26 protein-coding genes are annotated in these 19889 nt (G+C 58.2%); 13 read left to right on the forward strand and 13 right to left on the reverse strand.

Annotated features, from left to right (window positions below; all coding sequences use genetic code 11):
* The first annotated feature begins 91 nt into the window (after nucleotides 1-91).
* Nucleotides 92-1663 (forward strand): secretion/conjugation apparatus DotM-related subunit, encoded by a 1572-nt coding sequence (locus tag DY251_RS19365; protein WP_158553287.1) that lies wholly within the window; start codon nucleotides 92-94, stop codon nucleotides 1661-1663.
* 141 nt (nucleotides 1664-1804) lie between these two features.
* Complete coding sequence (locus DY251_RS19370; protein ID WP_116625558.1) at nucleotides 1805-2260, forward strand: Ros/MucR family transcriptional regulator; 456 nt, start codon at nucleotides 1805-1807, stop codon at nucleotides 2258-2260.
* Nucleotides 2261-2287: 27 nt separating this feature from the next.
* Here the strand turns inward: DY251_RS19370 and DY251_RS19375 are convergent, their stop codons facing one another.
* Genes DY251_RS19375 through DY251_RS19385 form a run of 3 tightly spaced genes read right to left on the reverse strand, consistent with a single transcriptional unit; the run spans nucleotide 2288 to nucleotide 4885 of the window.
* Nucleotides 2288-2965, reverse strand: a complete 678-nt coding sequence (locus DY251_RS19375) for a hypothetical protein (RefSeq protein WP_116625559.1) — start codon at nucleotides 2963-2965, stop codon at nucleotides 2288-2290.
* A 10-nt stretch (nucleotides 2966-2975) separates the two neighbouring features.
* Nucleotides 2976-4445 carry a M23 family metallopeptidase gene (locus DY251_RS19380; RefSeq protein WP_116625560.1) on the reverse strand — a complete coding sequence of 490 codons (1470 nt, stop codon included), beginning with the start codon at nucleotides 4443-4445 and terminating at the stop codon, nucleotides 2976-2978.
* On the reverse strand, nucleotides 4442-4885 hold the full coding sequence (locus tag DY251_RS19385; protein ID WP_116625561.1) for a hypothetical protein: 444 nt from the start codon (nucleotides 4883-4885) through the stop codon (nucleotides 4442-4444). The genes DY251_RS19380 and DY251_RS19385 overlap by 4 nt, the downstream gene beginning before the upstream one ends.
* A 191-nt stretch (nucleotides 4886-5076) precedes the next feature.
* Here DY251_RS19385 and DY251_RS19390 point away from each other — a divergent pair, with 191 nt between their 5' ends.
* Together DY251_RS19390 and DY251_RS19395 are read left to right on the forward strand one after the other, a co-directional pair.
* Nucleotides 5077-5427 carry a hypothetical protein gene (locus tag DY251_RS19390; RefSeq protein WP_116625562.1) on the forward strand — a complete coding sequence of 117 codons (351 nt, stop codon included), beginning with the start codon at nucleotides 5077-5079 and terminating at the stop codon, nucleotides 5425-5427.
* Between the two features lie 8 nt (nucleotides 5428-5435).
* The gene (locus tag DY251_RS19395) at nucleotides 5436-6020 is read left to right on the forward strand and encodes a hypothetical protein (protein ID WP_116625563.1); all 585 of its coding nucleotides are present in this window, start codon (nucleotides 5436-5438) and stop codon (nucleotides 6018-6020) included.
* 122 nt (nucleotides 6021-6142) lie between these two features.
* Here the strand turns inward: DY251_RS19395 and DY251_RS19400 are convergent, their stop codons facing one another.
* From DY251_RS19400 to DY251_RS19420, 5 genes are all read right to left on the reverse strand, one after another.
* Nucleotides 6143-6532: a hypothetical protein gene (locus DY251_RS19400; protein ID WP_116625564.1), complete on the reverse strand. Its 390-nt coding sequence runs from the start codon at nucleotides 6530-6532 to the stop codon at nucleotides 6143-6145.
* Nucleotides 6529-7215 (reverse strand): AAA family ATPase, encoded by a 687-nt coding sequence (locus tag DY251_RS19405; protein ID WP_116625565.1) that lies wholly within the window; start codon nucleotides 7213-7215, stop codon nucleotides 6529-6531. The genes DY251_RS19400 and DY251_RS19405 overlap by 4 nt, the downstream gene beginning before the upstream one ends.
* Before the next feature lie 363 nt (nucleotides 7216-7578).
* A complete protein-coding gene (locus DY251_RS19410) occupies nucleotides 7579-8373 on the reverse strand; it encodes a MucR family transcriptional regulator (protein WP_158553288.1) in 795 nt (264 codons plus the stop codon).
* 95 nt (nucleotides 8374-8468) lie between these two features.
* Entirely contained in the window at nucleotides 8469-9104 is a 636-nt protein-coding gene (locus DY251_RS19415) for a hypothetical protein (RefSeq protein WP_116625567.1), read from the reverse strand.
* Between the two features lie 34 nt (nucleotides 9105-9138).
* The gene (locus tag DY251_RS19420) at nucleotides 9139-9492 is read right to left on the reverse strand and encodes a hypothetical protein (RefSeq protein ID WP_116625568.1); all 354 of its coding nucleotides are present in this window, start codon (nucleotides 9490-9492) and stop codon (nucleotides 9139-9141) included.
* A 400-nt stretch (nucleotides 9493-9892) separates the two neighbouring features.
* Between DY251_RS19420 and DY251_RS19425 the strand changes: the two genes are divergently transcribed.
* On the forward strand, nucleotides 9893-10234 hold the full coding sequence (locus DY251_RS19425; protein WP_147307478.1) for a hypothetical protein: 342 nt from the start codon (nucleotides 9893-9895) through the stop codon (nucleotides 10232-10234).
* A 23-nt stretch (nucleotides 10235-10257) separates the two neighbouring features.
* On the opposite strand, the gene DY251_RS19430 is transcribed toward DY251_RS19425, so the two are convergent.
* The 3 genes from DY251_RS19430 to DY251_RS19440 form a co-directional block, all read right to left on the reverse strand.
* A complete protein-coding gene (locus DY251_RS19430) occupies nucleotides 10258-10722 on the reverse strand; it encodes a hypothetical protein (RefSeq protein WP_116625570.1) in 465 nt (154 codons plus the stop codon).
* Complete coding sequence (locus DY251_RS19435; RefSeq protein WP_116625571.1) at nucleotides 10722-11054, reverse strand: hypothetical protein; 333 nt, start codon at nucleotides 11052-11054, stop codon at nucleotides 10722-10724. The genes DY251_RS19430 and DY251_RS19435 overlap by 1 nt, the downstream gene beginning before the upstream one ends.
* A gap of 92 nt (nucleotides 11055-11146) precedes the next feature.
* Nucleotides 11147-12202, reverse strand: a complete 1056-nt coding sequence (locus tag DY251_RS19440; protein WP_147307479.1) for a hypothetical protein — start codon at nucleotides 12200-12202, stop codon at nucleotides 11147-11149.
* Between the two features lie 181 nt (nucleotides 12203-12383).
* Between DY251_RS19440 and DY251_RS19445 the strand changes: the two genes are divergently transcribed.
* From DY251_RS19445 to DY251_RS19480, 7 genes are all read left to right on the forward strand, one after another.
* A complete protein-coding gene (locus DY251_RS19445) occupies nucleotides 12384-12572 on the forward strand; it encodes a hypothetical protein (protein WP_116625573.1) in 189 nt (62 codons plus the stop codon).
* Nucleotides 12573-12584: 12 nt separating this feature from the next.
* Entirely contained in the window at nucleotides 12585-13556 is a 972-nt protein-coding gene (locus tag DY251_RS19450) for a ParM/StbA family protein (protein WP_147307480.1), read from the forward strand.
* A 229-nt stretch (nucleotides 13557-13785) separates the two neighbouring features.
* Complete coding sequence (locus tag DY251_RS19460) at nucleotides 13786-14955, forward strand: type IV secretory system conjugative DNA transfer family protein (RefSeq protein ID WP_147307481.1); 1170 nt, start codon at nucleotides 13786-13788, stop codon at nucleotides 14953-14955.
* Between the two features lie 7 nt (nucleotides 14956-14962).
* Nucleotides 14963-16186 (forward strand): type IV pilus twitching motility protein PilT, encoded by a 1224-nt coding sequence (locus DY251_RS19465; protein ID WP_116625577.1) that lies wholly within the window; start codon nucleotides 14963-14965, stop codon nucleotides 16184-16186.
* Complete coding sequence (locus tag DY251_RS19470) at nucleotides 16183-16878, forward strand: YcbK family protein (RefSeq protein ID WP_116625578.1); 696 nt, start codon at nucleotides 16183-16185, stop codon at nucleotides 16876-16878. The genes DY251_RS19465 and DY251_RS19470 overlap by 4 nt, the downstream gene beginning before the upstream one ends.
* Nucleotides 16868-17155 carry a hypothetical protein gene (locus tag DY251_RS19475; RefSeq protein WP_116625579.1) on the forward strand — a complete coding sequence of 96 codons (288 nt, stop codon included), beginning with the start codon at nucleotides 16868-16870 and terminating at the stop codon, nucleotides 17153-17155. The genes DY251_RS19470 and DY251_RS19475 overlap by 11 nt, the downstream gene beginning before the upstream one ends.
* Nucleotides 17155-17712 (forward strand): hypothetical protein, encoded by a 558-nt coding sequence (locus DY251_RS19480; protein WP_116625580.1) that lies wholly within the window; start codon nucleotides 17155-17157, stop codon nucleotides 17710-17712. The genes DY251_RS19475 and DY251_RS19480 overlap by 1 nt, the downstream gene beginning before the upstream one ends.
* Here the strand turns inward: DY251_RS19480 and DY251_RS19485 are convergent.
* Both DY251_RS19485 and DY251_RS19490 read right to left on the reverse strand, forming a co-directional pair.
* Nucleotides 17709-18113 carry a type II toxin-antitoxin system VapC family toxin gene (locus DY251_RS19485; RefSeq protein WP_116625581.1) on the reverse strand — a complete coding sequence of 135 codons (405 nt, stop codon included), beginning with the start codon at nucleotides 18111-18113 and terminating at the stop codon, nucleotides 17709-17711. The genes DY251_RS19480 and DY251_RS19485 overlap by 4 nt on opposite strands.
* On the reverse strand, nucleotides 18113-18367 hold the full coding sequence (locus DY251_RS19490; RefSeq protein WP_199498887.1) for a type II toxin-antitoxin system VapB family antitoxin: 255 nt from the start codon (nucleotides 18365-18367) through the stop codon (nucleotides 18113-18115). The genes DY251_RS19485 and DY251_RS19490 overlap by 1 nt, the downstream gene beginning before the upstream one ends.
* A 192-nt stretch (nucleotides 18368-18559) precedes the next feature.
* On the opposite strand from DY251_RS19490, the gene DY251_RS19495 reads away from it, so the two are divergent.
* A complete protein-coding gene (locus DY251_RS19495) occupies nucleotides 18560-19882 on the forward strand; it encodes a hypothetical protein (RefSeq protein ID WP_116625582.1) in 1323 nt (440 codons plus the stop codon).
* The last annotated feature ends 7 nt before the right edge of the window (nucleotides 19883-19889 follow it).

A 19889-nucleotide genomic window follows, 5' to 3' on the forward strand; every position in this document is an offset into this window, starting at 1 on the left:
ACGCCCTCCAAGGATGATGTTTGCTTGAAAGTTTGATATTGATTTGTCACTCTAAAATAATGTGTTTCTGTTCGCAAGAAAGCGAGGGGCAATGTCGCAAAACCAGAAATCAATAGGCTGGCTGGAAGTGTCGGTGGCGATGTTCTTCGTACTCGCCATGCTGACCGTGCTGTGGGTGGTGCTGCGCGCGCCCATCGGGTTCCTGTACCATCATGCCCGGCTGGCCGAGACCGGCGGCCTGTGGGGCATGACGGCATGGGGTCAGTATTTCGCGAAGGTTCTTCCGAAGAATTACGCGGTGGAATCGATCTTCGTCTCATCGATCCCGTTCGGGGTGCTCTGTGCCGGCGTCATCATCGTGATCGGCCTTTTCATGAAACACAAAGTCGAGAAGGATCACATCATCACCCATCTCCGGCCGGAGAAGCCTATGGAATGGCGTGACCTTATGCTGCGCTTCGCTCCGCTCTATCCCCACAACGAGTTTTTCGCGAATTTCCCGATGTACCGCTATTCAGCATCGGACGGCCCCGCATCCCAGCCGATGTCAGCGCTGGAGCTGCTGCACTCGGCTGGTGCGGTAAGCTTCGAGCGCGCGGCCACAACGGCTGATGATACCGACGCAACTAAGCCGGGCCAGCGCCGGCCGTTGAAGGAAGATGACACCGGAGAAATGCGCATCGACGTGGACAAGGTGCGCGCCGCCCTCACCGCTCATTTCGGCCCGCTGAATCCGTTCGTGAACGTCACGGAAATGAAGAACGTCACGGATGTCACCAAGGCGGTAAACGAGCTGTCATGGTACGCAGCAACGATCCTCTACGCCGCGCTTGTGCGTGTGAACGCACTGCATGATCCCGACCTTCCCGATCCCGATGGGCTGAAGGATGTGGTCGATAAATCGGAAGAATACCTGCGCGACGTATGGCGCGCGATCAACGCGGAGAAGCGCCGGTTGGGTGATCGGCTGGTGATCGGGCCTTACGATTATCCCGATCCGACGAAGAAACCGGCCAAGGGCAAAGGCAAGGCCAAGAAAGCGGAGGCTTCCGCCGCTAGCAAGGATACAATCCTGCTCAAAGATCATCTGGCGAAGGTCGGCCCTGAGTTTAAAACGACACTCAAGGCCCGCGAGGAGTTGGTGAAGCTGCTAGTCGATCCTGCGAAGGGTCTCGATCCGAAAAAACCCGCCAAGGCGCTCGAAACCATCTGCAAGAGCCACGGCTATGTGTTCGGGCTGCTGGCGTCGTCCATGACGGACGGGCGGGACGGCATGACGCTGGAAGGCGCTCGTGCGTCCGGCGTCTTCGCACCGAACACCTTCCTGTGGCTGCGCTTCGTTGACCGCCAGCTCTGGCGCTTCCTGAATTATATCGGCATGCAGACGCCCTGCCCCGAGGCGGCCGGGATGTTCGATCACTGGCAGACCGAGCTTGCTCTGAAAGCACCGCGCACAGAACCCGAGATTGCCGAAACGACGATCACGGCTGTCGTCAACGAGGCGCGGAAACAATCGCCTCGCTCGCTGACGGCCCGCAACTTCGAAGAAATGCGCGAGCGCATCGAAAAAAGCACACAGGAGGCCATGGCAAACATGCAGGCCGCCTCCAAGGCGTGGAACGACGAGGAAACACCAGCCTCGGCGCTGATGCCACGCGAATGAAATCCGGCCTCCGGCCGCTCGTTGTCCATCCTGCGCAGCAGGACGAAGCGCAGCGGAGCAGCCGGAGGCCGGAACGCGCCTCCATATAGCGCTGTAGTGACGGCCGGAGGCTGTGGGGAACGAAACAGAGAAGGAAATGCGATGACTACTGAAAACGCCGGCTCCGCTTCCTTGGAGAAGATCGGACTGACCGCCGATATCGTCTCGGCTTATGTGGCAAACAATCATGTGCAGGCCTCGGAAGTGGCGGACCTCATAGCGAACGTGCATCAGACGCTCGTTGGTCTTGGCCAAGCGCCTGCCGCCGCCGCCGTCCCGCAGCTCCAGCCCGCCGTTTCGATTAAAAAATCGATCACGCCGGACTATCTGATCTGCCTCGAAGACGGAAAACAGTTCAAGTCCTTGAAGCGTCACCTATCGACCAAATACAATATGACGCCGGAGGCCTATCGTGAAAAATGGGGCCTGCCCGCAGACTATCCGATGGTAGCTCCGACCTACGCGGAAGCGCGATCTGCGCTGGCTAAAAATATGGGGCTGGGGAGAAGGAAAGAAGAGAAGCCGTCCAAAACCGGGCGCAAGAAAAAGGCCGCTTGACAGGCGGCCGTAACAAGTCCGGTTGGCCTACATCCCATCCTGCAATGAGCGGATCGACGGACCACATCGCTTCCATGTCAGCGATGGGCCTCCCGGCTTGAAGGATATGGAATACCCGGTGGTGGCTTTGAGCGTGTAGAGACTCGTGCCCTGCTCGACCTTGCCGCGCTTCACATCTCGACAGCTCGTTGTCACCGCATAAGCGCGGCCGGACTTCTTAACATCCACAATCCGGCACTCGGTCGGATTGTTATCGTGCGTTGTGAACCTGTCGCCATGAAACATGGTAATCGCAAGATTGGGTGCGTTCTCGCAAGCATTTTCGCCCATCACGTAGGCACCAGTCTTCAACGGCAGCAACTCGTTGGTAGGAGGTGGTAGTTCGCTCTTGCATAGCGCGAAGTTCTGTTCACCTAGCTGGAAAGAAAGGCCATCTTTGGCGATCTTCATTGGCATCTCGTGCTGAGCGGTATCACCAGCGCCATCACAAACCAACTTCGACCCCTTGATGCGACAGTAGTCGTCACCACCATAGACAAGCCCGCCTCCGGGCGAATGCCATATATGGATGATATTGCTCTTAGCATCCACATTCCTAAGCGCTTCACAGTTCTTCTGGCTGGTCACGAAATGACCAACTTCCAATTCTGCGGCCGAGACCTGAGTTGCTCCAAGGAAGACGAATGCTAGCCAAGAATATTTCATGTTCCGGGTATTACTCCCCTGCTCTGCCGTAGAGTGACAACAACCCCGCCGCCGCCGCATCGAACCGAGCCTGCATCTGCGCTGCCGAGGATGTGGCGGCCCGCACGTCGAGAGCGCTTTGCCGGCCCATGTCGATGACGACAGAGCGCAGCTCCTTGTCGGCGTTCGCAATGCCCGATCCTGCGCTGGAATAATAGTCGCCAAAGCCTCCGGCCAAGGCGGCTGTGGGTTCGCTGTCGCCCGTACTGGTCGGTGTCTCTGACGTGCCCGTGCCGGGGGTGCAGGAATTGGGAAGAGATTGCGTGCGACCTGTTCTGGCCGCCGCATTGCCAGTGACAGGCACTCGCTCTTTCAGATAGCGCTCCGGGTTCACATAGAACCATGTGTTCGGTGCGGCACTGGCGAGCGACTGAGACGTTGCAAAGCCGTTGGGATCACGCTTGCCGCCACCGGCCGGGAAGGCGCAATCGTTGGTGTCCTGACCGACGATGCACTTCGTCGCGGCCACTGCGCTCTTCGGCACCTGTACCTCGAAATGCAGGTGGGGTTTACCCTCCGAACGCTTGTCGCCGATCTTGCCGATCTCTTCGCCGGCCTTCACATCCTTGGATTCCGGCATGGAGCTGGAATGGAGATAGAGCGTGCGAAATTGACCGCTCTCAACCTTGAGGCCCATCCCGCCGACCGTAAGCCTGCCGTCATGGGCCGCATAGAGCGGTTGGCCCATAGACGCGCCGCCAGTAGCGCCCTGCGGATAGATATCGGAGCCTCGATGCCAACCATTGTTCCCGCCCGATACGCCAGAGCGGTTCCATGCACCATACTCGGAAAAGACCACGGGGCTTTTGACCGGCTGCGCTGCCAGACAGGAACCGCCGCCGCCGCCACTGCCGGGGCCGCATTGTTCGTTGGTCTGGTTTTCCGCCACATAGGTGCCTGCGCAAGTTCCATTGCCGTCCACGGCGTCGGAACCCGTACCCTTGTTGGTGCAATCCCCGCCACTGGTCAGCCAGTATTTCATGCCGCCAGCGCCGACGAGGTGAGAACCGGCAATCAGGCCGGCACGGGTGACGGTGACGCCACCGATGGTCTGGCCGATGTATTGCTGCCAGTTACCGAGATACCCAAGGTTGACATTGCCGTAGGTCAGGAAGGCATCATCCTGCGCCGTGGAATTGCCGAGGTAGTCTTCAAGGGAGTTGACGCCGTTCTTGCCGGTCCAGCTTCCATCGCGGTTCATATAGCCAGCGTCGATCAGGGCCGGCTTGCCCATCTGATAGGCTCCATAGAAGCCGTTCCCGGTGTTGGTCCCGTAATTGCCGGAGCCTTCCGACAAGCGGATATTACGTAGAAAGCCTTCGCAGTCAGTGGCCGTTTGCTGAGCTTGACGAGCAAGGGTGAGTGTCGTGGTGGCGAGTAGCCCTGTCGTCGTAATGGCGATGACGGCCGCCGCGCCGATCCCAAACCATCGTGATTTCATGGCAGGACAGCCTTCGTGCCGCAAATGGTGAGCCTACCACCTGAGAAGTCGAGCTTATTGATCTCGCCGCAGGCCTCGAAGGCCGAACCCTTCGCCTCGACTGCGTAGGAAGAGGACAGGCGCTGAATGCGCCATGTGCAGGAGCTGGGCGTGCAGTTCGCGCCCCGAAGTGAAGAGACGAGATAGTGCTTTCCGCCCTGATCGATAATCGCATAGGCGAAACCATAGGCACCGAACTCCTGCTTCGCCTCAACGCTCCACACATCCGCGAGGATGCTGCCGACAGCGTTTTTCGAGTCCGTCCAGTCGGCAGGGTCATAAGTCTCGGTGAGCGTCAATGCTGCGGCGTGCGCCTCGCTCGCCCCCTGCATAACGACAAATGAGGGGCCGCTGACCGCGAGAGCGGCGGCCAGAGAGAGGAATTTTCGCATAGCAGGCATGAAACGGCCTCCCGTGATCCGCAGGGATGTTCTGATCTTTGTGCCAGATGAAAGAGAGAAAGACAATAATTTGTCGCGCGAAAATACTGTGAAATGCCCCTGCCGTCTGGTATGAGGTGGAGCATAATGCGTGGTTTATGCTACAGGCCCGGCCTCCTTAGCGCCGAGCCGGGAAAGGCAGGATGCGAACAATGAAAAACATCCACGGGGCGGCTGGGGCCGTGTTGTTCCTTGTCGCGGTTCAAGGTGCCGCGTTTGCGCAGGAGGCGCGGCCGAGCAACGGTCTTGTCGCCCCTCCCCCTCCTGTCGTGACGCGTCCGGGCGGCGACGGCAATGTCTCGCAATATGAATACGCCCCGGAAAAGCAGCCGACTTGGCAATATTCCGCGCCCGGCTCGACCGAAGACGCCTGCTCGGCCGAGAACGCGCTGCTGCGGGATCAGGTGCGAGACATGCAGACGCAGACCATGCAACTGGAGGCCGAGATCGCCGACCTCAAAGCCAGAAATCAGGCCCTCCAGAAGGCCACCGCAAGCAAGTGAGCTAACCGATGTCGACAGACCTTAGTCAAATCATCATCAACCTGTTCTCGTTCAACGCGATCCTCTTCGCGATCATGATCCTAGCGATCACGATATTCGGGGTTGTCGTCGGGGGAATGGGACTGTTGGAGGGATATGTCTACACCACGGGCAATGCCCGCTTCTCGACCCGGCAGGCGAGCTTTTCCGGCGCGATAATGAAGCTGGCCATTGGCAGTGCGGCTGCTATCGGCGCGATCATCTTTTACCAGATCGCTGGTACGTTCTCTGTTGGGACGGACGCGACCGCGAAGAACGTGCTCGATTTCGCGCAAAACGGATCTATCTCGGGGTCTTATTGCGAGCAATTCCGATATTCGGTCACGCTAATCTGGATGATCATAGGGACAGTGGCGCTGTTCAATGCGGCCCGGACGGCCTACCGCAAGTCAAATGGCGAAATGATCACATGGGGACAGCCAATCCTCTACCTCTTGGCGGGCGTCGGCTGCTACTTCGTCAACGCGATCACCATGATGGGAGCCAATACAACCGGGCTGAACATGGGCATCGAGAATATGTGCAAGGCCTTCGGAATGGTGGGAGCCGGCTAACCAGAGCTGCCGCAAACGTGTAGTTCCCCGTGCGTAGCCATCATCGTGCATCTGTGTAGTCACAGCGATTGGGCCGGCTTGGCCGGCTCCAATCATCTCCCCTCCCCGTCCGATATTAGCGATCAGTCCACCCGCAACGGCTTCGTGGGAATGCCATCCTCGTCGACGCCTGCTGCGTCCATCAGAACTTCGATGGCGCGGTCATAGGGGCAGCGCAGATGCTGAGACAGTAGCACGAAGCGATTATATGGCTGGATCGACATGCGCGTGCTGAGCTGCTTCGTCGGTCCTTTCGGCTGCACCTTCTTGGCCACTTCCAACGGCGACTGACGGATCGTGTCCCCACGGCTCTCTGCGGCCCTGCGCAGGCTCCGATCTTCCTCGGGATCGCCTTCCACCGGCTGGGGCGCGAGCTTCGCCGCCTCTTCGATCCGCTTATTAATGTCATCCATGTCAGCGGGCTTGGAAGCTGGCTTTTTGACGCCTCCGAAACCAAACGTGTTGCTGGTCATGCCGCGTTCTCCTTCTTCCGATTCTGGATTTCCATGACGTTCTCGATCAGCTCGGCCGCGAGCAGATCGGAATTGATGATTGCCTTGTCGATGCCGTTATATTCGGCCGGGTCCAGCTCGGCCAAAGTGGTTCCGACCATCATGGCCTTGTAGGCGGAACGCTCGTGCAGGTGCGTTGTGAAAGCCGGAATGTTGTTTTCCTCGACTTCATCGCGGATTTTCCGCTCAACGCGGGTCACGAAGTTTGGTGTGGTCCGCGCCCACAGAACGCGCCGCTCAATGGGGCGGCCAAGCGTTTCTTCATCGGTAGCAATGTAGGCGAAAGCAGCGGCCGCAAGCCTTGCATCCTCGGGGCTTGGCTGCATCGGAATGATGACGAGATCAGCCCTGCTGATGATCGGGGTCCGCATGTCGGAAGTGAACCCCGCCATATCGATGAATACCCACGCAGACCGCGAGGATTCCTCTCGGATAAGGCGATGGATATTCGCGCTGTTCGTCTCTTCCACGACGCGGATTGGAGAGCTGACCGCCTTTTCCCGCCAGTGAGCAATGGTTCGCTGTGGATCGGTGTCGATTACGGACACAGTAGCCTCACGGCGCGCGAGGGCGTCTGCCAGCGCGATAAGGGCGGTGCTCTTCGCTGATCCGCCTTTGGAATTGAACGCTGCGATGATTGGCATGGGCTAAGTCCCTCCTAATAGTGCATATATGTTGCTTTATAGCACATGCTAGCCCCCTCGCGCAAGTGCCTGCCTGCACGCGCCAGCACTAGCGTTTGCCTGCCCCCGACCGCCCCCACTAGCCTTCTCATGCCTGCGGGTGCTATTGCGTGCCTGCGCTTGCAATCACCGGCCTGCACTTGCTGTTGCATGCTACTGTGGGCTAGCTGATGCTAGCATGCGCTAGCGCGCAAAATGACAGAAACGCAACAAAATTCGACCTCCACAGAAGGCCGCTGAGGGCAACAAAAAGCCTCGGACGAGGATGTCATCGCCCGAGGCCCGCAACGCCGCTGTACGGCCTCCTATGGCCGATTTCGCCGTTTACGGCTCCTTCGGCTTCTTCCGGTTCTTATGCTTTTCCCACACCCTGCTCTCCGAGATGATCTCGGAGCGAGCCTGCTTCACCTTTTCGGTCCAAAGCATGTAATCATCCGGTAAGCCAAATAGCCGCCGATAATCCGAGGCACTGATGCCGTATTGGCGCAAGCTGCGGGTCATAACCTGAAAGTGCGTTCCGTCGATCATCGAGACCACATAATCGTCTGTGGTCGCCTCTTCCAGCGGAACGATCCGCTCCATGCGTGGACGACTCTCCATGCCGTCGAGCTGCTTTAGCAGGCCTTCGAAATCCTTGAGCATGTAGTTCATATGCGAAAGCAGTGCCTGATACTCAGGCAGTGCCAGTGTCGGGTGCGGGGCAGGGGACAACCCTAATGCCTCGCGGGCCTGAACGCGGGCTGGAGCCTCTTCAAGCTTCGCTACAAGCGTCTGATCGGCCTGTACGAGCCTCGAAAAGTTCGCCAAGTCCTCGCGTAGAGCCGCCAGCGCATCAGCCATGCGCTGCCGGGTCCTAGCTTCGGACCTTCTGTCGCTACCAGACTTCGGCCGCGTCTTACGCTTCGCGCTCACGGGAACACCCGCAGCGATCTTTTCAGCCCGTTTGGCTTCCGCCTTTTGCGACCGCTTTATGCGGGCGCGTTCTTTGCGCTCCTTAACCTTCATGCCGAAGGCGGCCACGCTTGCGCGGCTCTCGTTTTTTTCATCGGAGGACAAGTTAGGCCCCATCTGGCCGGAGTAGTTCATTAGCGGCTTTTCTACCAAATTTCCGTATTTCACTGGTCTCGGGGTCTCCCTCTAAACCCAACTGATCACACCCTGCATGTGGTGCCATTGCTGTCTCCCGAACCCTTCACAGGGCTTTTTGTTGCGACTTATTGTCGATCATTGCTCGAAAATACCGCCCGCATCTCATCTCGAACGAAATCGCCGAGCGGGGCGGCGACCTCGTAAAACCGGCCGGTATCAGCCTGCCAAGCCCGATAACGCATCGCAAAGACCGTCATGAACAGCGGTGCAGAAAGAACCAGCCCACCGACAAACATCGCCACAGAACCCCGATAGGCGCTGTAGATCGCCGCCGCTGAAACCAAAGCGCAGGCTATAACGAACATGATCGTTGCCTGCCGCAGGAAGTAGTCACGGCGCTTAGCCGGCGCGTAGTGGAGGGTCGGTGAATTCGCTTGCGCGAGCATGTTCAGCGTTACCGTGGTGCCGCATTCCGGGTCCGAACAGCGCCGGGTCATCGGATCATCAGCAACAGGTAAGAGAACACCGCTTCGTCCGCTCTGCCGGCAGTCAGGGCAGGCGGGCCGATCCGTCTTGAAAGCCTCTATCGCGAGCTTGAGCGAATGGGCGTGCTGGCGCTTGATGGGATTCGGCGGGGAGATGAATCGGGCGAAGCGAAACGTCCCGCGAGCGCTACGGCGAAGCCAGCCCTGCTTGGTTACTTCGATTTCTTCGGCCTCTTCGGCCTTTTCGGCGCTTTTGCGCCGGAGAGGATTCCACATTGTTGTCTCGCCAGCTCATGAATGTGAAACGCCACTATTGCAGAACTATCAGTTCGCTCCAAGCGTCGAGGCGAGAACCATCCGAAATTTCATCCGGTGAGATGGTCCACGTTGTCGTCTCTTCCCCCGCCATTACCGTGAAAATCAGGCCATCCGAAGACAAGGACAATGTGTTTCTCTCGCCATCCGCGTTGACGAACTCAGTCGAAACGGAGGTATCCTCGGGCTGGACTTCGTAGGTAAGGCCATGGGCGTTAACGCTGCCCTCACTCCCTCCCCACAGAGCAAAAAGGGTCTTAACCGGCTGAGGCGCAAAGGAATCATTCACTTCCGCCGTCAGGTGCGGCGGTAGCGGCTCCCAAGCGTTTAGAGGGCGTGCAGCCGCCATTTAAGTGTCCCTTCATGTTCGCAAATACGCTTAAACCCATTGTACGATAATACTTTTCCAAGCGGGACACAAGCCATGCAATAACGTCATTGCATGCGCATGGCTTTTATAGCTTGCGCAATGCTCCGCAACATTGTGAAATAGATTTGTTGCAAGCACTGTACGGAAGTTGCATTCGCATGCTATACACCAGTTGCAATTTGTGAAACGACATAGAAAACTTAGCGACACAAGCTGCTGTTTCGGGAGGGAAGACGCGGCGCAACGCGAGGTGGAAGCGGGCAGGGACCGCACAGGAGGCATGATGGCTCGACGTCCGAAAATAGCGGCGGACGATTCGAACGTGCGAGAAGGGTTCGAAAATTTCACGCTTCGCCTGCCCGTGGGGCAGTCAGAGCGAATGAGCCGCTTCACAACGCGCCACCGGTTATCTGTCGGCGAGTTGTTCAGCTTTGGATTGAACGTCGCCAAGGTGAAGCAGGACGGGTCAGATCGGCGAATGATCGACTATGGCCGACTGAACAACGAGCTTTCGAGCGGAGATGCTGGCGTGATAGCCCATTCAGGCAGATTTTCGCTTGGAGAGGCTAACCGCATTCGAACATTCCGAACGCTGCACAACCTGTCTATGCCATATCTGCTGGTCTACCTGATGAACGAGGCCGAGATCGGGCCAACAGGCGATGCTCGCGTCTGGATCGACTACGAGACCCTGACCATACTGCAAAGAGCAGCCGCATAGAGCGGGCTATCCCCGCCCGGTAGTCAGCCGCAGCGGCGTTCGCCTTGGCGAGCCTCGAAAGCGGCCCTGCGCACGCTCTTAGGCGCGTCCAGCTTCGGTAGCATGGTGCCGGAAGGCATATAGATCAGCCCCGCGTCTTCGATGACGTTGTTGGAGCGCATTCGCCCGGCGAACTGCACAACGCCCGCCTTCCCATTTACGGCGATATCCTCGCGGATGGCGTGAAGTATCTTGCGGACGGTCGATCCCTTGAGCTTTGCCGTCGCAAATGTCTCACCGTTGCCGTCGATGGCCACAGCGATTTCCACGTCCGGCTGAGGCCGATCTGGCCGAACGATCTCGATACCGTCCAGCACATCGGCTGGAAATGTGAACCGTATAGGCATGGTGTTGAGCGTGACCACGCGCCGGCCTACGATCCCGGCCAAGTTCACATTCGTTCTGCCGGGCAACTCGCTACCCGTCTCGATGATCATAGCATGCCGCATCAAGCCCCATCCTTTCGCAGCTTGTAAGACGGTCTGGAATCGTCCGTTTTCACGATCTTCCCATCGGCCATGAGGTCAGCCATCGCATCCCGCACGCGCTGTCCTGCGCGCTTGCGATCTATGCCGTAATGCTCTGCAAAAGTCTGAGCAAAAACGGCAGACCGGGCCGCGCCGCCATCGGACAGAAGATAGGCAATCATATCAGCATCTTTCCGCCGTTGGGAATTGGGATTCTTCCCGTCGCGAAAATCAGTACGAACACGATCAAAGATCGCTTTCGCCTTCTCCAGATCGACGCCCTCACTACCTGCCTTCACGCCGCGCACTGCCATTCTCACCTGCCGTTAAACTTGCAAAACACATTCCTTAGATCATACGTTTTCCTGCATAGCATGGCAATCGGGAATGATCCTCAAAGCGGCAATTAGGATGTATTAGGGCCGTTATCGCGACGGCCATTCGACGGTCGTGTCAGCGGCCTTGAACTGTCACTACTCCGCTGCCGAGACGGCGGCGAAACAGTCATTGACTCACGACGCTCGCTTCCGCTCGCGCCCGCAAAGCCAAGCTTGTATGCTGCGGCCTTCGCTAGAGACCGTGCAAGCTGGATGATCGATTTTTCTGAGACTTTTTCCACGCTTTCTACGGTGGGTTTTACAGGCAAGGTGCCGGTCGCCTTACTCCTGTTCCCATACGCGCTATGAGCGGTCATAGCTGCCCTATGCCCCATCGCTCCGGCAACCTCGCCACCGGCATAGTCCAGAGTACGCTTGGCATCTGCTGAAAACTGATGCCGCGCTTCATAAAGACGGGTTCTCGCCTGACCTTTTGTGATCTCACCAGTCACCTTGAGACGCCTTTTGGCGTTGTTGAACGCTCGCCGGATATTTCCGCCGATCCGCTCCCAATCTGCGCCCTTCAAGTCCGTCAAAAGCCTTCTGATGGCATCTCGTTGTTCGGTGGTAATGACATGCCACTGGAGTACCAGTTCCCGATGTGATCCGTTGCCAGAAATTCCGGGTCTGTACTTCGCATTCTGAACGCGCAGAACATCACCATTGAGTTCCGCCCGCGCCCACTCGCACGGTCTCAATCCTACGACTGGCCCTGCGATGAGCATATCAGCAGCGATACGCTTGTTTCTCCCGCGCGGTGTTTCTCGCAGCACATTCACAAGGCTTTGAACGAGGCTGATTGGCAGTCTTTTAGGAGGCCGTTTTGTCTTGATCGGTACGGGCTTCATTGCGCCGAATAACCGCGTAAATAATTCGGCCTCCCTTTCGCTAATCGAACCCGCAATCCACCACTTAATTGCCGCGCGAAGAAAGCGCCAGCTCGACGCGGAAAGTTGCCGCCCGCTTGATGTCAAAACCCGGACGTATTCAGCAGCGCTTGGAACGACGTTTTCCTCGGCCAGCACGCGGTCAAACCGCAGGCCGGCGCGGCGATAAGCTCGTTCTGTCCTCACTGCCAGAGACATCAAATCCCCTACGTTTACGTATCGATGCAATAACGCACATATCATCCACAAGGCGGTTAATGCAAGCGATGTTTGTTCATTGCATGTGCAATATCGCTATTGCATGAGGCTTTTTGGCGCTTTTCATTTTGTAAGTTTGCGTGCATAACAATGTGAAACTTTGCGCGCAGGGAGATTTGATATGCGTCAGTTGGCCGTTATCGGGGTGCTTGCCATGGCTTTGGCGGGATGCTCCACCGTAGGGCAGGGCAGCACGGATACATTCGTGCAGAAGACACTCACAGAGAACCGGACAACGCTTTCGGTTCCACGCACGCAGCAGGCATCGGCAGAGTTCCCCGCCGCTCCGGTAGATGCACCGAAGCAGTGATAGGGCAGGTACATGGCTAACCGTTTGGTGACGGTAGCTGTCGATATCGGTTCTCTGACGACGAAAGCTATCGTGAGTGGAAAAGGACATGCGCGCCGGGTGGTATTCCCGACGCGCATTTCACTTGGGGAGCGCGCACAACCGAACGGCAATGCGCAGCCGGTTTACGTCCAGATCGACGGCGATGTGGCGCGTGTCGGTGACAGGTCGGAGTATCGCGGATTTATCGAAAGCGAGCTTGCCGGCGCACTATCAGCAAAAGAGCGGCTGGGGGCCTTGATCGCGGCTGCGTTCGCACGGCTCGGCGAAGGTAGCTGCGATGTCCTGATGGTGAGTGTCACGGAACCTTCCCTGACCGATCACAGCGAGGATTTGAGCGAGGCGCTGCGCACGGTGAAGCCACGCGGCGGGGATACAATCGCGGCTGGCAAGATCGGCATTATGTCGCCCGCTACGGCGCTTGCAGCCGATCTCCTTTTGGACATGCGGGGACAGCCAGATGAGAAAGCCGTTCCGCCTGATGGTCAGCTCGCGGTGATCGACTGCGGTGCGCGAGAGTGGCGATATGCGCGCCTGAATCTGGCGAAGGGACACCCGTTGCCCGAAGCGGCGACGCGAACGGATTTCTATATCGAGCGCGCATGCGCCACGGCTGTCGAAGAGCAGTTCCAAGAGCCAGCCAGAGGGATAGCGGAAACGATGGGATCGCGGATGACGACAGTCGCCGGGATTGAACGCGACGTGACAGCGCTGATCGATGTTGCCCGCAACAAGGCATGGCAGGAATTTGGAGCTTCGTTCGTGCAAAAAGCGCTCGGCGAAGAATGCAAGCGCATCTATGTCGGCGGTGGTCACGCGGTCTCATTGGCGACCGGAATGGTTTCTCGAAAACACATTGATACGCGCGTTGCGAAACAATGTGAAACGAGTATAGTGCAAGGGCTTCTCAAAAGCGGGAATCGATGGGGCAGAACGGTAGAGTGATGGCGCACGAGAGCGATAGTGATCCGATCATGGTGCCGGTCTCGGCGTTGCATCTAGGCCCAGCTCTTCACGGGTATGTCATGAGCCTCCCGCCGCTATTGAGGGGAACGGAAATCGCGAGGTTGGCCGTTGCAGGCCACAAGCGGGAGCATGCAAGCGCACAACGGCGGAAGAAGCCGAACTTCGTCGCCGGTTCGGCGGTCATCGAAATGGTTGGAAGGAAGATTAAATGGGTCGGGTAAGGTTGGTGATGACGCTGGTGACGGGCATCTCGCTGGCGGCCGTGTCGGTGGGCATGGCGCAGGAACAGACGACTGTTCGGCAGAACGTGTATAGCGGGGTGCCCAATTACCCGACATATCCGCAGGGCTACCCACAGTACCCGTCCTACCCGGCTTATCCGCCATATGCCGCTCCGATGTATCCCGGCTATCCGCCTCCGGGTTATCCGGGCGGCTACCCCGGTTATCCGGGGGGAATGCCGGGAGGGTATCCGGGCTATGATCAGGGTCCGACCGCACTTGGTCCGGGCGCGGTGGGACAGAGTGTCGTGCGTGACCCTTCAACGGGCGAGATGATCACGGCCGGGCAAGGTGCCGACAAGCGGATCGAGGTCGATCCTGCCGTTAGACTGCGAGGTCAGACGCCGACATGGCGCGGCCCGCAGCCGTCGCCCGGTTCCGGTCTAGGCGGGCAAGGTCCGGCGCGCGATGAGCTGGTGGGACGGACGGGACGGACGGCCGGCATCAGGGATGGCTATGCGCAGGAGTCTGAGCGGATCAATGCCGCGATCCTGAAACAGGCCGATTGGCTCGACCGGACGTATCCATTTCCACAGCTCATGATCAGTCAGTACGTGGTCCCCCCTGTCGTCATCCTGACGGGGGATCGGGTGGAACAGAACGGGCCGAAGGTTCTCGACCTGACCTTGGGAAGGTTCGAGATCTACTCGCAGGCGCGTCTCACGGCGCAGCCGCCATCTTGGCGGAATTACCTGCACATGCAGTCCGATCCGTCGAACGGGATTACCCTGCGGCCTCGCACCGAACGCGATCAAAAGGAATGGGACAAAGCCTATCAGGCCGGCGTTGCCGTGGGGGTGAAGGAAGCCCGCGCCTATTTCGAGGAAGCCGAGCGGCGGATGCGGCGCGATTTCGAGGGAATGGTGCGGTTCCATGATCTGGCCCAGCGCGGGGCGATATCGCTCCCGCAGACGGTTATGAATGGCAAGGCGCTCTATGTCGGGAAGGGCGGACAACTCGCCTTGCGCGGATTGAAGCGCATCCAGATAACCGTCTCGCCCCGCTTCAAGGCCGGCGCTGGCGCAGAAGCGTTCCCTGTCGGATCAGCGGATGTAACCGTTCGTGGACGCACGCCCGTGCCGAGCAAAGCAAAGTAGGGGCGGTATGGACGAGTTCAACCCGGAAACAGCCCGTCTCGGCCAATGGTCCGGCCCCCGCGACCTGTCGCAAGACTTCGGAATGACGGATTCATCCGAAGATGTGATGCGGGTTCTTGCCTATGCTGCGAAGGAAGGCTGTCAGGACGTTGTGTTCCAGACGGGCCTTCCGATCATGATGAACCTGCGCGGCTCCTACCGCGCGCTGACAAATTGGATTTACGACAACACGGACTTCATCCGCGCTGCAAAGCATATATCAGGGGGAGGCGGTGACATTGAAATTCGCCTCGCCGGCGGCCGGGCCTTCAACCGCCGTATTGACATCCGAGATCGCTCGGATCGAGACGAGCACGGCGAGCCGAAGGTGTATCGCTTCCGGGTCAACGTGTCGTCTTGTGCCTATGGAACAGGACAGGGCGGGCAAATGGTCTGCCGCTATATTCCGGCCGATCCGCCGACAGTAGCCGATATCCAGCTTGAGGATGAGATTATCGAGGAATCGACCCCGGAAATGGGGGCCGTTATCTTATCTGGCCCGACAGGATCGGGAAAGACCACGACTTTCGCGGCGCTGTTGCGCCGAGTGATGGAAGAAGACACCCCTATCGAGGGGAATATCGTCACGCTCGAACAGCCGATTGAGTTCCTGTTTGACTCCGTTCCATCGCATCGCTGCATCATCGCACAAGCGGAAATTCCGCTGCACTTCGAGAGCTTCGAGAAGGGGATCGAAGAGGCAATGCGGCGCGTTCCGCGCCTGATCGTCATCGGTGAGCAGCGAGATTATCACACGATGTCGGCGGCTCAAGAAGCGGCAAACACGGGGCACGCGGTCTACACGACAGTGCATTCGAACACCGCTGCCCTGTCGATCCAGCGCATTGTCGGCAAATTCCCCCGTGAGCAGCAGAGCCAAGCCTTCGAAATGGCGGTGGCGACGACGCACATGGTCGTGTCGCAGGTGCTTGTACCGCATAGATCGGGCAAGAGCCGTATCTGCATGCGGGAATGGGTGATCCTCGATGACGAGCGCCGGCAAGAGTTGCTGAAGGTAGGATTCCTCGGCTCGTCGGGCTACCTCGCTGAGCTGATGCAGTCGCGTAAGGGCGGCAAATCGATGCGCGATAGCGTGCGTGAACGCTTCAAGGCAGGAGAAATTGACGAGGAGGTGGCCAAGAAGGTTCTGCACAGGTACGGCGTACCCGCGAAAGATCGGGTGCTCGCATGACCAGCCTATCTCGCCGCTCGTTTCTGATAGGTGGAGTCGGAGCTGTTTCACTGGCGACTATGCCGCAGGTATTGCGCGCTGATCCGTTGCCCACTGGCGAAGCGGCAGGCCCGCCACCTGCGTCTGATCCTCTGCCGGATATGACCGATGACGAAAAGCGGTTTCAAGCGGAGGCGAAGAAGGCGGTGCGCGCTCGCGATCCTCGCACAGAGGGCTTCGGATCGCTCCAGCTCTATCGGCAAGCCAACGGCGATAGCATGGTCGTGAAGTACCGGACGGAAGAGGGCTACTACCGGGATGCTCTTGCGGAGCTGTCATGGTTCTGGCGCGATGTGGCGGATGCCGATCTGGCGGTCTGGATTGATCCGGCTCTCCTTGATTTCGTGTCGTCGGTCCAGTCAACGATGGCAGCAATCCACGGGTCGATGCTGCCGTTCGTTCTAACCAGCGGATATCGCACGCCTCGGCGCAATGAGACCATCGAAGGCGCAGCTCGCAATTCGCAGCATCTCTACGGCCGAGCTGGTGATTTCAAGGTTCCGATGTATCCGGCGCGATCCATAGGAATAGCCGGTCTTGCTTTCAAAGGTGGGGGAGTGGGTTTCTACCAGTCTTTTACCCATCTCGATGTGGGAGAGCTGCGCTGCTGGCCGCGCGGCTGCAATAACATGGTGGCGTATAATGGAAGATGATCCTCTAAATTTTCAAAGTGATAATTGGCGATTCACGGGAGAGCCGCTGAACGGCATCGGCGGGTTGCACGGGTCGGTCATGCTGATCCTCCCCAGCCTCGTTCTCGTCGGGATGGTCTGGCAGTTCACAAAACTCAATCTGTGGACGGTCTATCTGGTGTTTTGGGTGATCTACATTCTGTTAGCGATCTACGCCAAGATTTCAGGGTTCACGCCGCGTGATACGATCATGCGGATGGTCATCAAGTACGGATTTCGCGGGAGATACCGGGTTTGATGCAGCCCCTTGCGCGTGAAGAGTTCGCCTGTTCGAATCTGTCTCGGCTCGTTGTCGAGGAAACGGTTGGTCATCTGATCGCCGCTCGACAGCCGCCGACACGTCCAGAGGACGGCCCGGCCGAGCTGCAAGGCGATATGTTCAAGCGTATGATGCTGGGTGTGCTCGAAAAATGCGAGCCGGAGGTGCGAAAAGCTTCGGCGCTGGGAACCACGTCTCCAGCCTTCGGCAACACATGCTCAGCGATTTGGTGCAGCCCCGAATTTGCGATGCCGATTTTCATCGGACTGGCGGCTGACGCCGCGCTGCAACTTGGGGTGAATGGCCCGTCGAAGATGCTTTTCCGTTTCGAGATTGGGCAACAGCGAACGGGGCTTTTCGGTGTGGTGTTCCGCCGCGCTTCATTTTTTGCAACGGCGCGGGAGCGGGATGCGGTCGCGCTCGCGTACTCACAGATACTGGCGCATTCGGTTCGCTCGGCCCTTATGATGCCGGGAGAGGCAGCGCGCGGGCTTCGCACCGCGCTTGCTATGGCCGGCCAGCGCATGGCTGGCTAGGGAAGGGTGGAGACATCCGTTTCGCGAAGCAATTGGTCCATGGTGAGCAATGGTGCCCGCATCGCCTTCGCATAGGCGTAGTGAAAGCAATCGAAATTGCTGAGATGGCGCTTGCCGATGCCGTGTTGCTCGGCGACCGCGACCGCGTATTGCAGGACACGGCGCGGCGATCCGGGTTCCCGCAGCCGGATATTGCGGGCTTCCAGCCATTCGACCACGGCCCCCTCGGCCGCGCTGTAGGGACAATCGAGCTGATCGGGGCGTGAAAGAACGATGATCGCTTCCCATGCAGCGAGGACGGACGTGAACGGGGCCTTCGCCTCGATCAAGGCGGCTTCATATGCGTCGGCGCTGTCTTCGCCAGCCATCATTGAAACTATAGCGCAGGCATCAATGAACATTACTTGCCCTCGCTGAGATCGTGATCGAGATCGTGATAGGCTTCCGGTGGCACCGGCTGGCGATTCGGCTGGAAAGACAGGCCTCGGCGTTCGAGAATTTTCCTCGCGGTTTCGCGGGGTGCTTCCGTGTTCATGCGTTTTGCTATCGTCTCGCGCAGGGCGCGAATTACGGCATCGGTGATGTTACTGCGGTCAATCTTCGCCAGTTGCCGGGCGAGCTGATCCGCTTCTTCATTTCGGATGTTGAGGGTCATGGCTTGTGTAGCTCCGCGTGTGTAGCCAACAATACGCATTTGTGTAGCTGATTTCAAGCGGAGCGGCGCTTTGCCGATAAGCCACTATACATCATTTTTTGCGTACTCTTGACAATGTAATTTTTTCGCTGCCTTTTTAAGGGGTAGGAGCCGTTCGTCGGCCGAAGTGAGCAGTTGATAGGAGCATTTGATATGGCGACACGCCCGAATCGCGGCAATTTCCGCAACAACAACGCAAAGGCTGGCAATAACAGCGAGCGACCTGATCGCCCTGCGATGTTGGGAAATGTGGCTCTCAAGGTCGAGAGTTATTCCACAAAAGACAATGTTGTTACGGTCACTGGAAAAAATGTAGTGACTGGCGCTTCGCTGACAGTGGGCCTGATGTCGGCGGCTCGCGCGGCGAACATGATGAAAGCCGGGATCGATGACGAACGGGAGCGCGTCGAGGTATGGGCGCAACGCCTCGCCAATCAGGTCGGCTTGGAGAAGTTTGCTGATCCGAAGGATGAGAAGTTCTACATCAAGCCGGGCGGTGTCCTGCAACTGACTAATGTCCGCCTCGATTTCTCGGACAAGAACTACTACGCGCAAACCGCCTTCGGTTTGGTCTCAGACCCGGAGTCTAAGGCGATCATGGCTGGCACCATCAGCCTTCGCAAATTCGATAACGGGTCGATGAGGCTGCAAGTCTTCAACGAAGGTGCTTCCATTGGTCTGCGAGCAGAGGATCAAGCTGGAGTGCGTTCCAAGATCGCGGCCGCGTTTGATGCTAGATTACCTGTCGGCAACGGAGTGCAGCGCCTTTCCGGTAGTGATCTTGTTTCCCCGCGTGGCGGCGAAGGCGTGATGTCTCGGACGGTAATGGTCACTGTCTCCCAGCCGAACGAACGCGGCTACATCGACTTCAATACGTATTATGCTCGTACAGCGAGCTATGAAGTGGGTGATGGTGACTTCAAAGTTTCCTCCGGCTTCGGCGACACACTCGACCGCACAACGTTGGACAAGAAATCGGGGATTGCATTCGCAATTCTGGCATCGGTAGCTGGCGTCCCTTTCGAAAAAATTGCTGCTCGCATCCCGGACGGCCCGGAAAAAGCCGATGTCGAAAAAACGCTCCGCGATTACTTCGAAGGGGTGAAGGCCGAAGGCGTGAAAATATCCATCACGCCGGGCTATACGGTGCCTTTTATTAAGGCAGCGGAAGAGCATATCGCGAAGAGAGAAGAGATGTTCGCGAATGAGGTGTTCACAGGGGTAGTTACCGTTGCGACCCGCCGAGCGGATGGTGAGTTGATGGAGCGACCGGCGGCGACTTCGGTGATGTCCTTTAAGGCACTACCGAAGCAGCAACCGGAGAACCCACCAACGCTGTCAAAGATAGCTGAACGAGTTCATCGAACGCTTCATAACATCGAGTTCAAGCGCCCCGATGCGTCGGCCGAAGCAGGGAAAACCAGCGAGAAACGTCAACACGAGACGTTGAATCGCGGTCCTTCGCTCGACTTCTAACACCGGG

The organism is Mesorhizobium denitrificans, from assembly GCF_003403035.1.
Classification (GTDB): domain Bacteria; phylum Pseudomonadota; class Alphaproteobacteria; order Rhizobiales; family Rhizobiaceae; genus Mesorhizobium_G; species Mesorhizobium_G denitrificans.

Bases quoted from the DNA above. Each gene is read 5' to 3' on its own strand.
- DY251_RS19375 (WP_116625559.1), bottom strand. From the start codon at position 2,965: ATGAAATATTCTTGGCTAGCATTCGTCTTCCTTGGAGCAACTCAGGTC.
- DY251_RS19365 (WP_158553287.1), top strand. From the start codon at position 92: ATGTCGCAAAACCAGAAATCAATAGGCTGGCTGGAAGTGTCGGTGGCG.
- DY251_RS19395 (WP_116625563.1), top strand. From the start codon at position 5,436: ATGTCGACAGACCTTAGTCAAATCATCATCAACCTGTTCTCGTTCAAC.
- DY251_RS19465 (WP_116625577.1), top strand. From the start codon at position 14,963: ATGGACGAGTTCAACCCGGAAACAGCCCGTCTCGGCCAATGGTCCGGC.
- DY251_RS19370 (WP_116625558.1), top strand. From the start codon at position 1,805: ATGACTACTGAAAACGCCGGCTCCGCTTCCTTGGAGAAGATCGGACTG.
- DY251_RS19445 (WP_116625573.1), top strand. From the start codon at position 12,384: ATGCGTCAGTTGGCCGTTATCGGGGTGCTTGCCATGGCTTTGGCGGGA.
- DY251_RS19390 (WP_116625562.1), top strand. From the start codon at position 5,077: ATGAAAAACATCCACGGGGCGGCTGGGGCCGTGTTGTTCCTTGTCGCG.
- DY251_RS19495 (WP_116625582.1), top strand. From the start codon at position 18,560: ATGGCGACACGCCCGAATCGCGGCAATTTCCGCAACAACAACGCAAAG.
- DY251_RS19385 (WP_116625561.1), bottom strand. From the start codon at position 4,885: ATGCCTGCTATGCGAAAATTCCTCTCTCTGGCCGCCGCTCTCGCGGTC.
- DY251_RS19435 (WP_116625571.1), bottom strand. From the start codon at position 11,054: ATGGCAGTGCGCGGCGTGAAGGCAGGTAGTGAGGGCGTCGATCTGGAG.
- DY251_RS19380 (WP_116625560.1), bottom strand. From the start codon at position 4,445: ATGAAATCACGATGGTTTGGGATCGGCGCGGCGGCCGTCATCGCCATT.
- DY251_RS19440 (WP_147307479.1), bottom strand. From the start codon at position 12,202: ATGTCTCTGGCAGTGAGGACAGAACGAGCTTATCGCCGCGCCGGCCTG.
- DY251_RS19480 (WP_116625580.1), top strand. From the start codon at position 17,155: ATGCAGCCCCTTGCGCGTGAAGAGTTCGCCTGTTCGAATCTGTCTCGG.
- DY251_RS19485 (WP_116625581.1), bottom strand. From the start codon at position 18,113: ATGTTCATTGATGCCTGCGCTATAGTTTCAATGATGGCTGGCGAAGAC.
- DY251_RS19475 (WP_116625579.1), top strand. From the start codon at position 16,868: ATGGAAGATGATCCTCTAAATTTTCAAAGTGATAATTGGCGATTCACG.
- DY251_RS19400 (WP_116625564.1), bottom strand. From the start codon at position 6,532: ATGACCAGCAACACGTTTGGTTTCGGAGGCGTCAAAAAGCCAGCTTCC.
- DY251_RS19405 (WP_116625565.1), bottom strand. From the start codon at position 7,215: ATGCCAATCATCGCAGCGTTCAATTCCAAAGGCGGATCAGCGAAGAGC.
- DY251_RS19490 (WP_199498887.1), bottom strand. From the start codon at position 18,367: ATGACCCTCAACATCCGAAATGAAGAAGCGGATCAGCTCGCCCGGCAA.
- DY251_RS19460 (WP_147307481.1), top strand. From the start codon at position 13,786: ATGGGTCGGGTAAGGTTGGTGATGACGCTGGTGACGGGCATCTCGCTG.
- DY251_RS19415 (WP_116625567.1), bottom strand. From the start codon at position 9,104: ATGTGGAATCCTCTCCGGCGCAAAAGCGCCGAAAAGGCCGAAGAGGCC.
- DY251_RS19430 (WP_116625570.1), bottom strand. From the start codon at position 10,722: ATGCGGCATGCTATGATCATCGAGACGGGTAGCGAGTTGCCCGGCAGA.
- DY251_RS19420 (WP_116625568.1), bottom strand. From the start codon at position 9,492: ATGGCGGCTGCACGCCCTCTAAACGCTTGGGAGCCGCTACCGCCGCAC.
- DY251_RS19425 (WP_147307478.1), top strand. From the start codon at position 9,893: ATGAGCCGCTTCACAACGCGCCACCGGTTATCTGTCGGCGAGTTGTTC.
- DY251_RS19450 (WP_147307480.1), top strand. From the start codon at position 12,585: ATGGCTAACCGTTTGGTGACGGTAGCTGTCGATATCGGTTCTCTGACG.
- DY251_RS19470 (WP_116625578.1), top strand. From the start codon at position 16,183: ATGACCAGCCTATCTCGCCGCTCGTTTCTGATAGGTGGAGTCGGAGCT.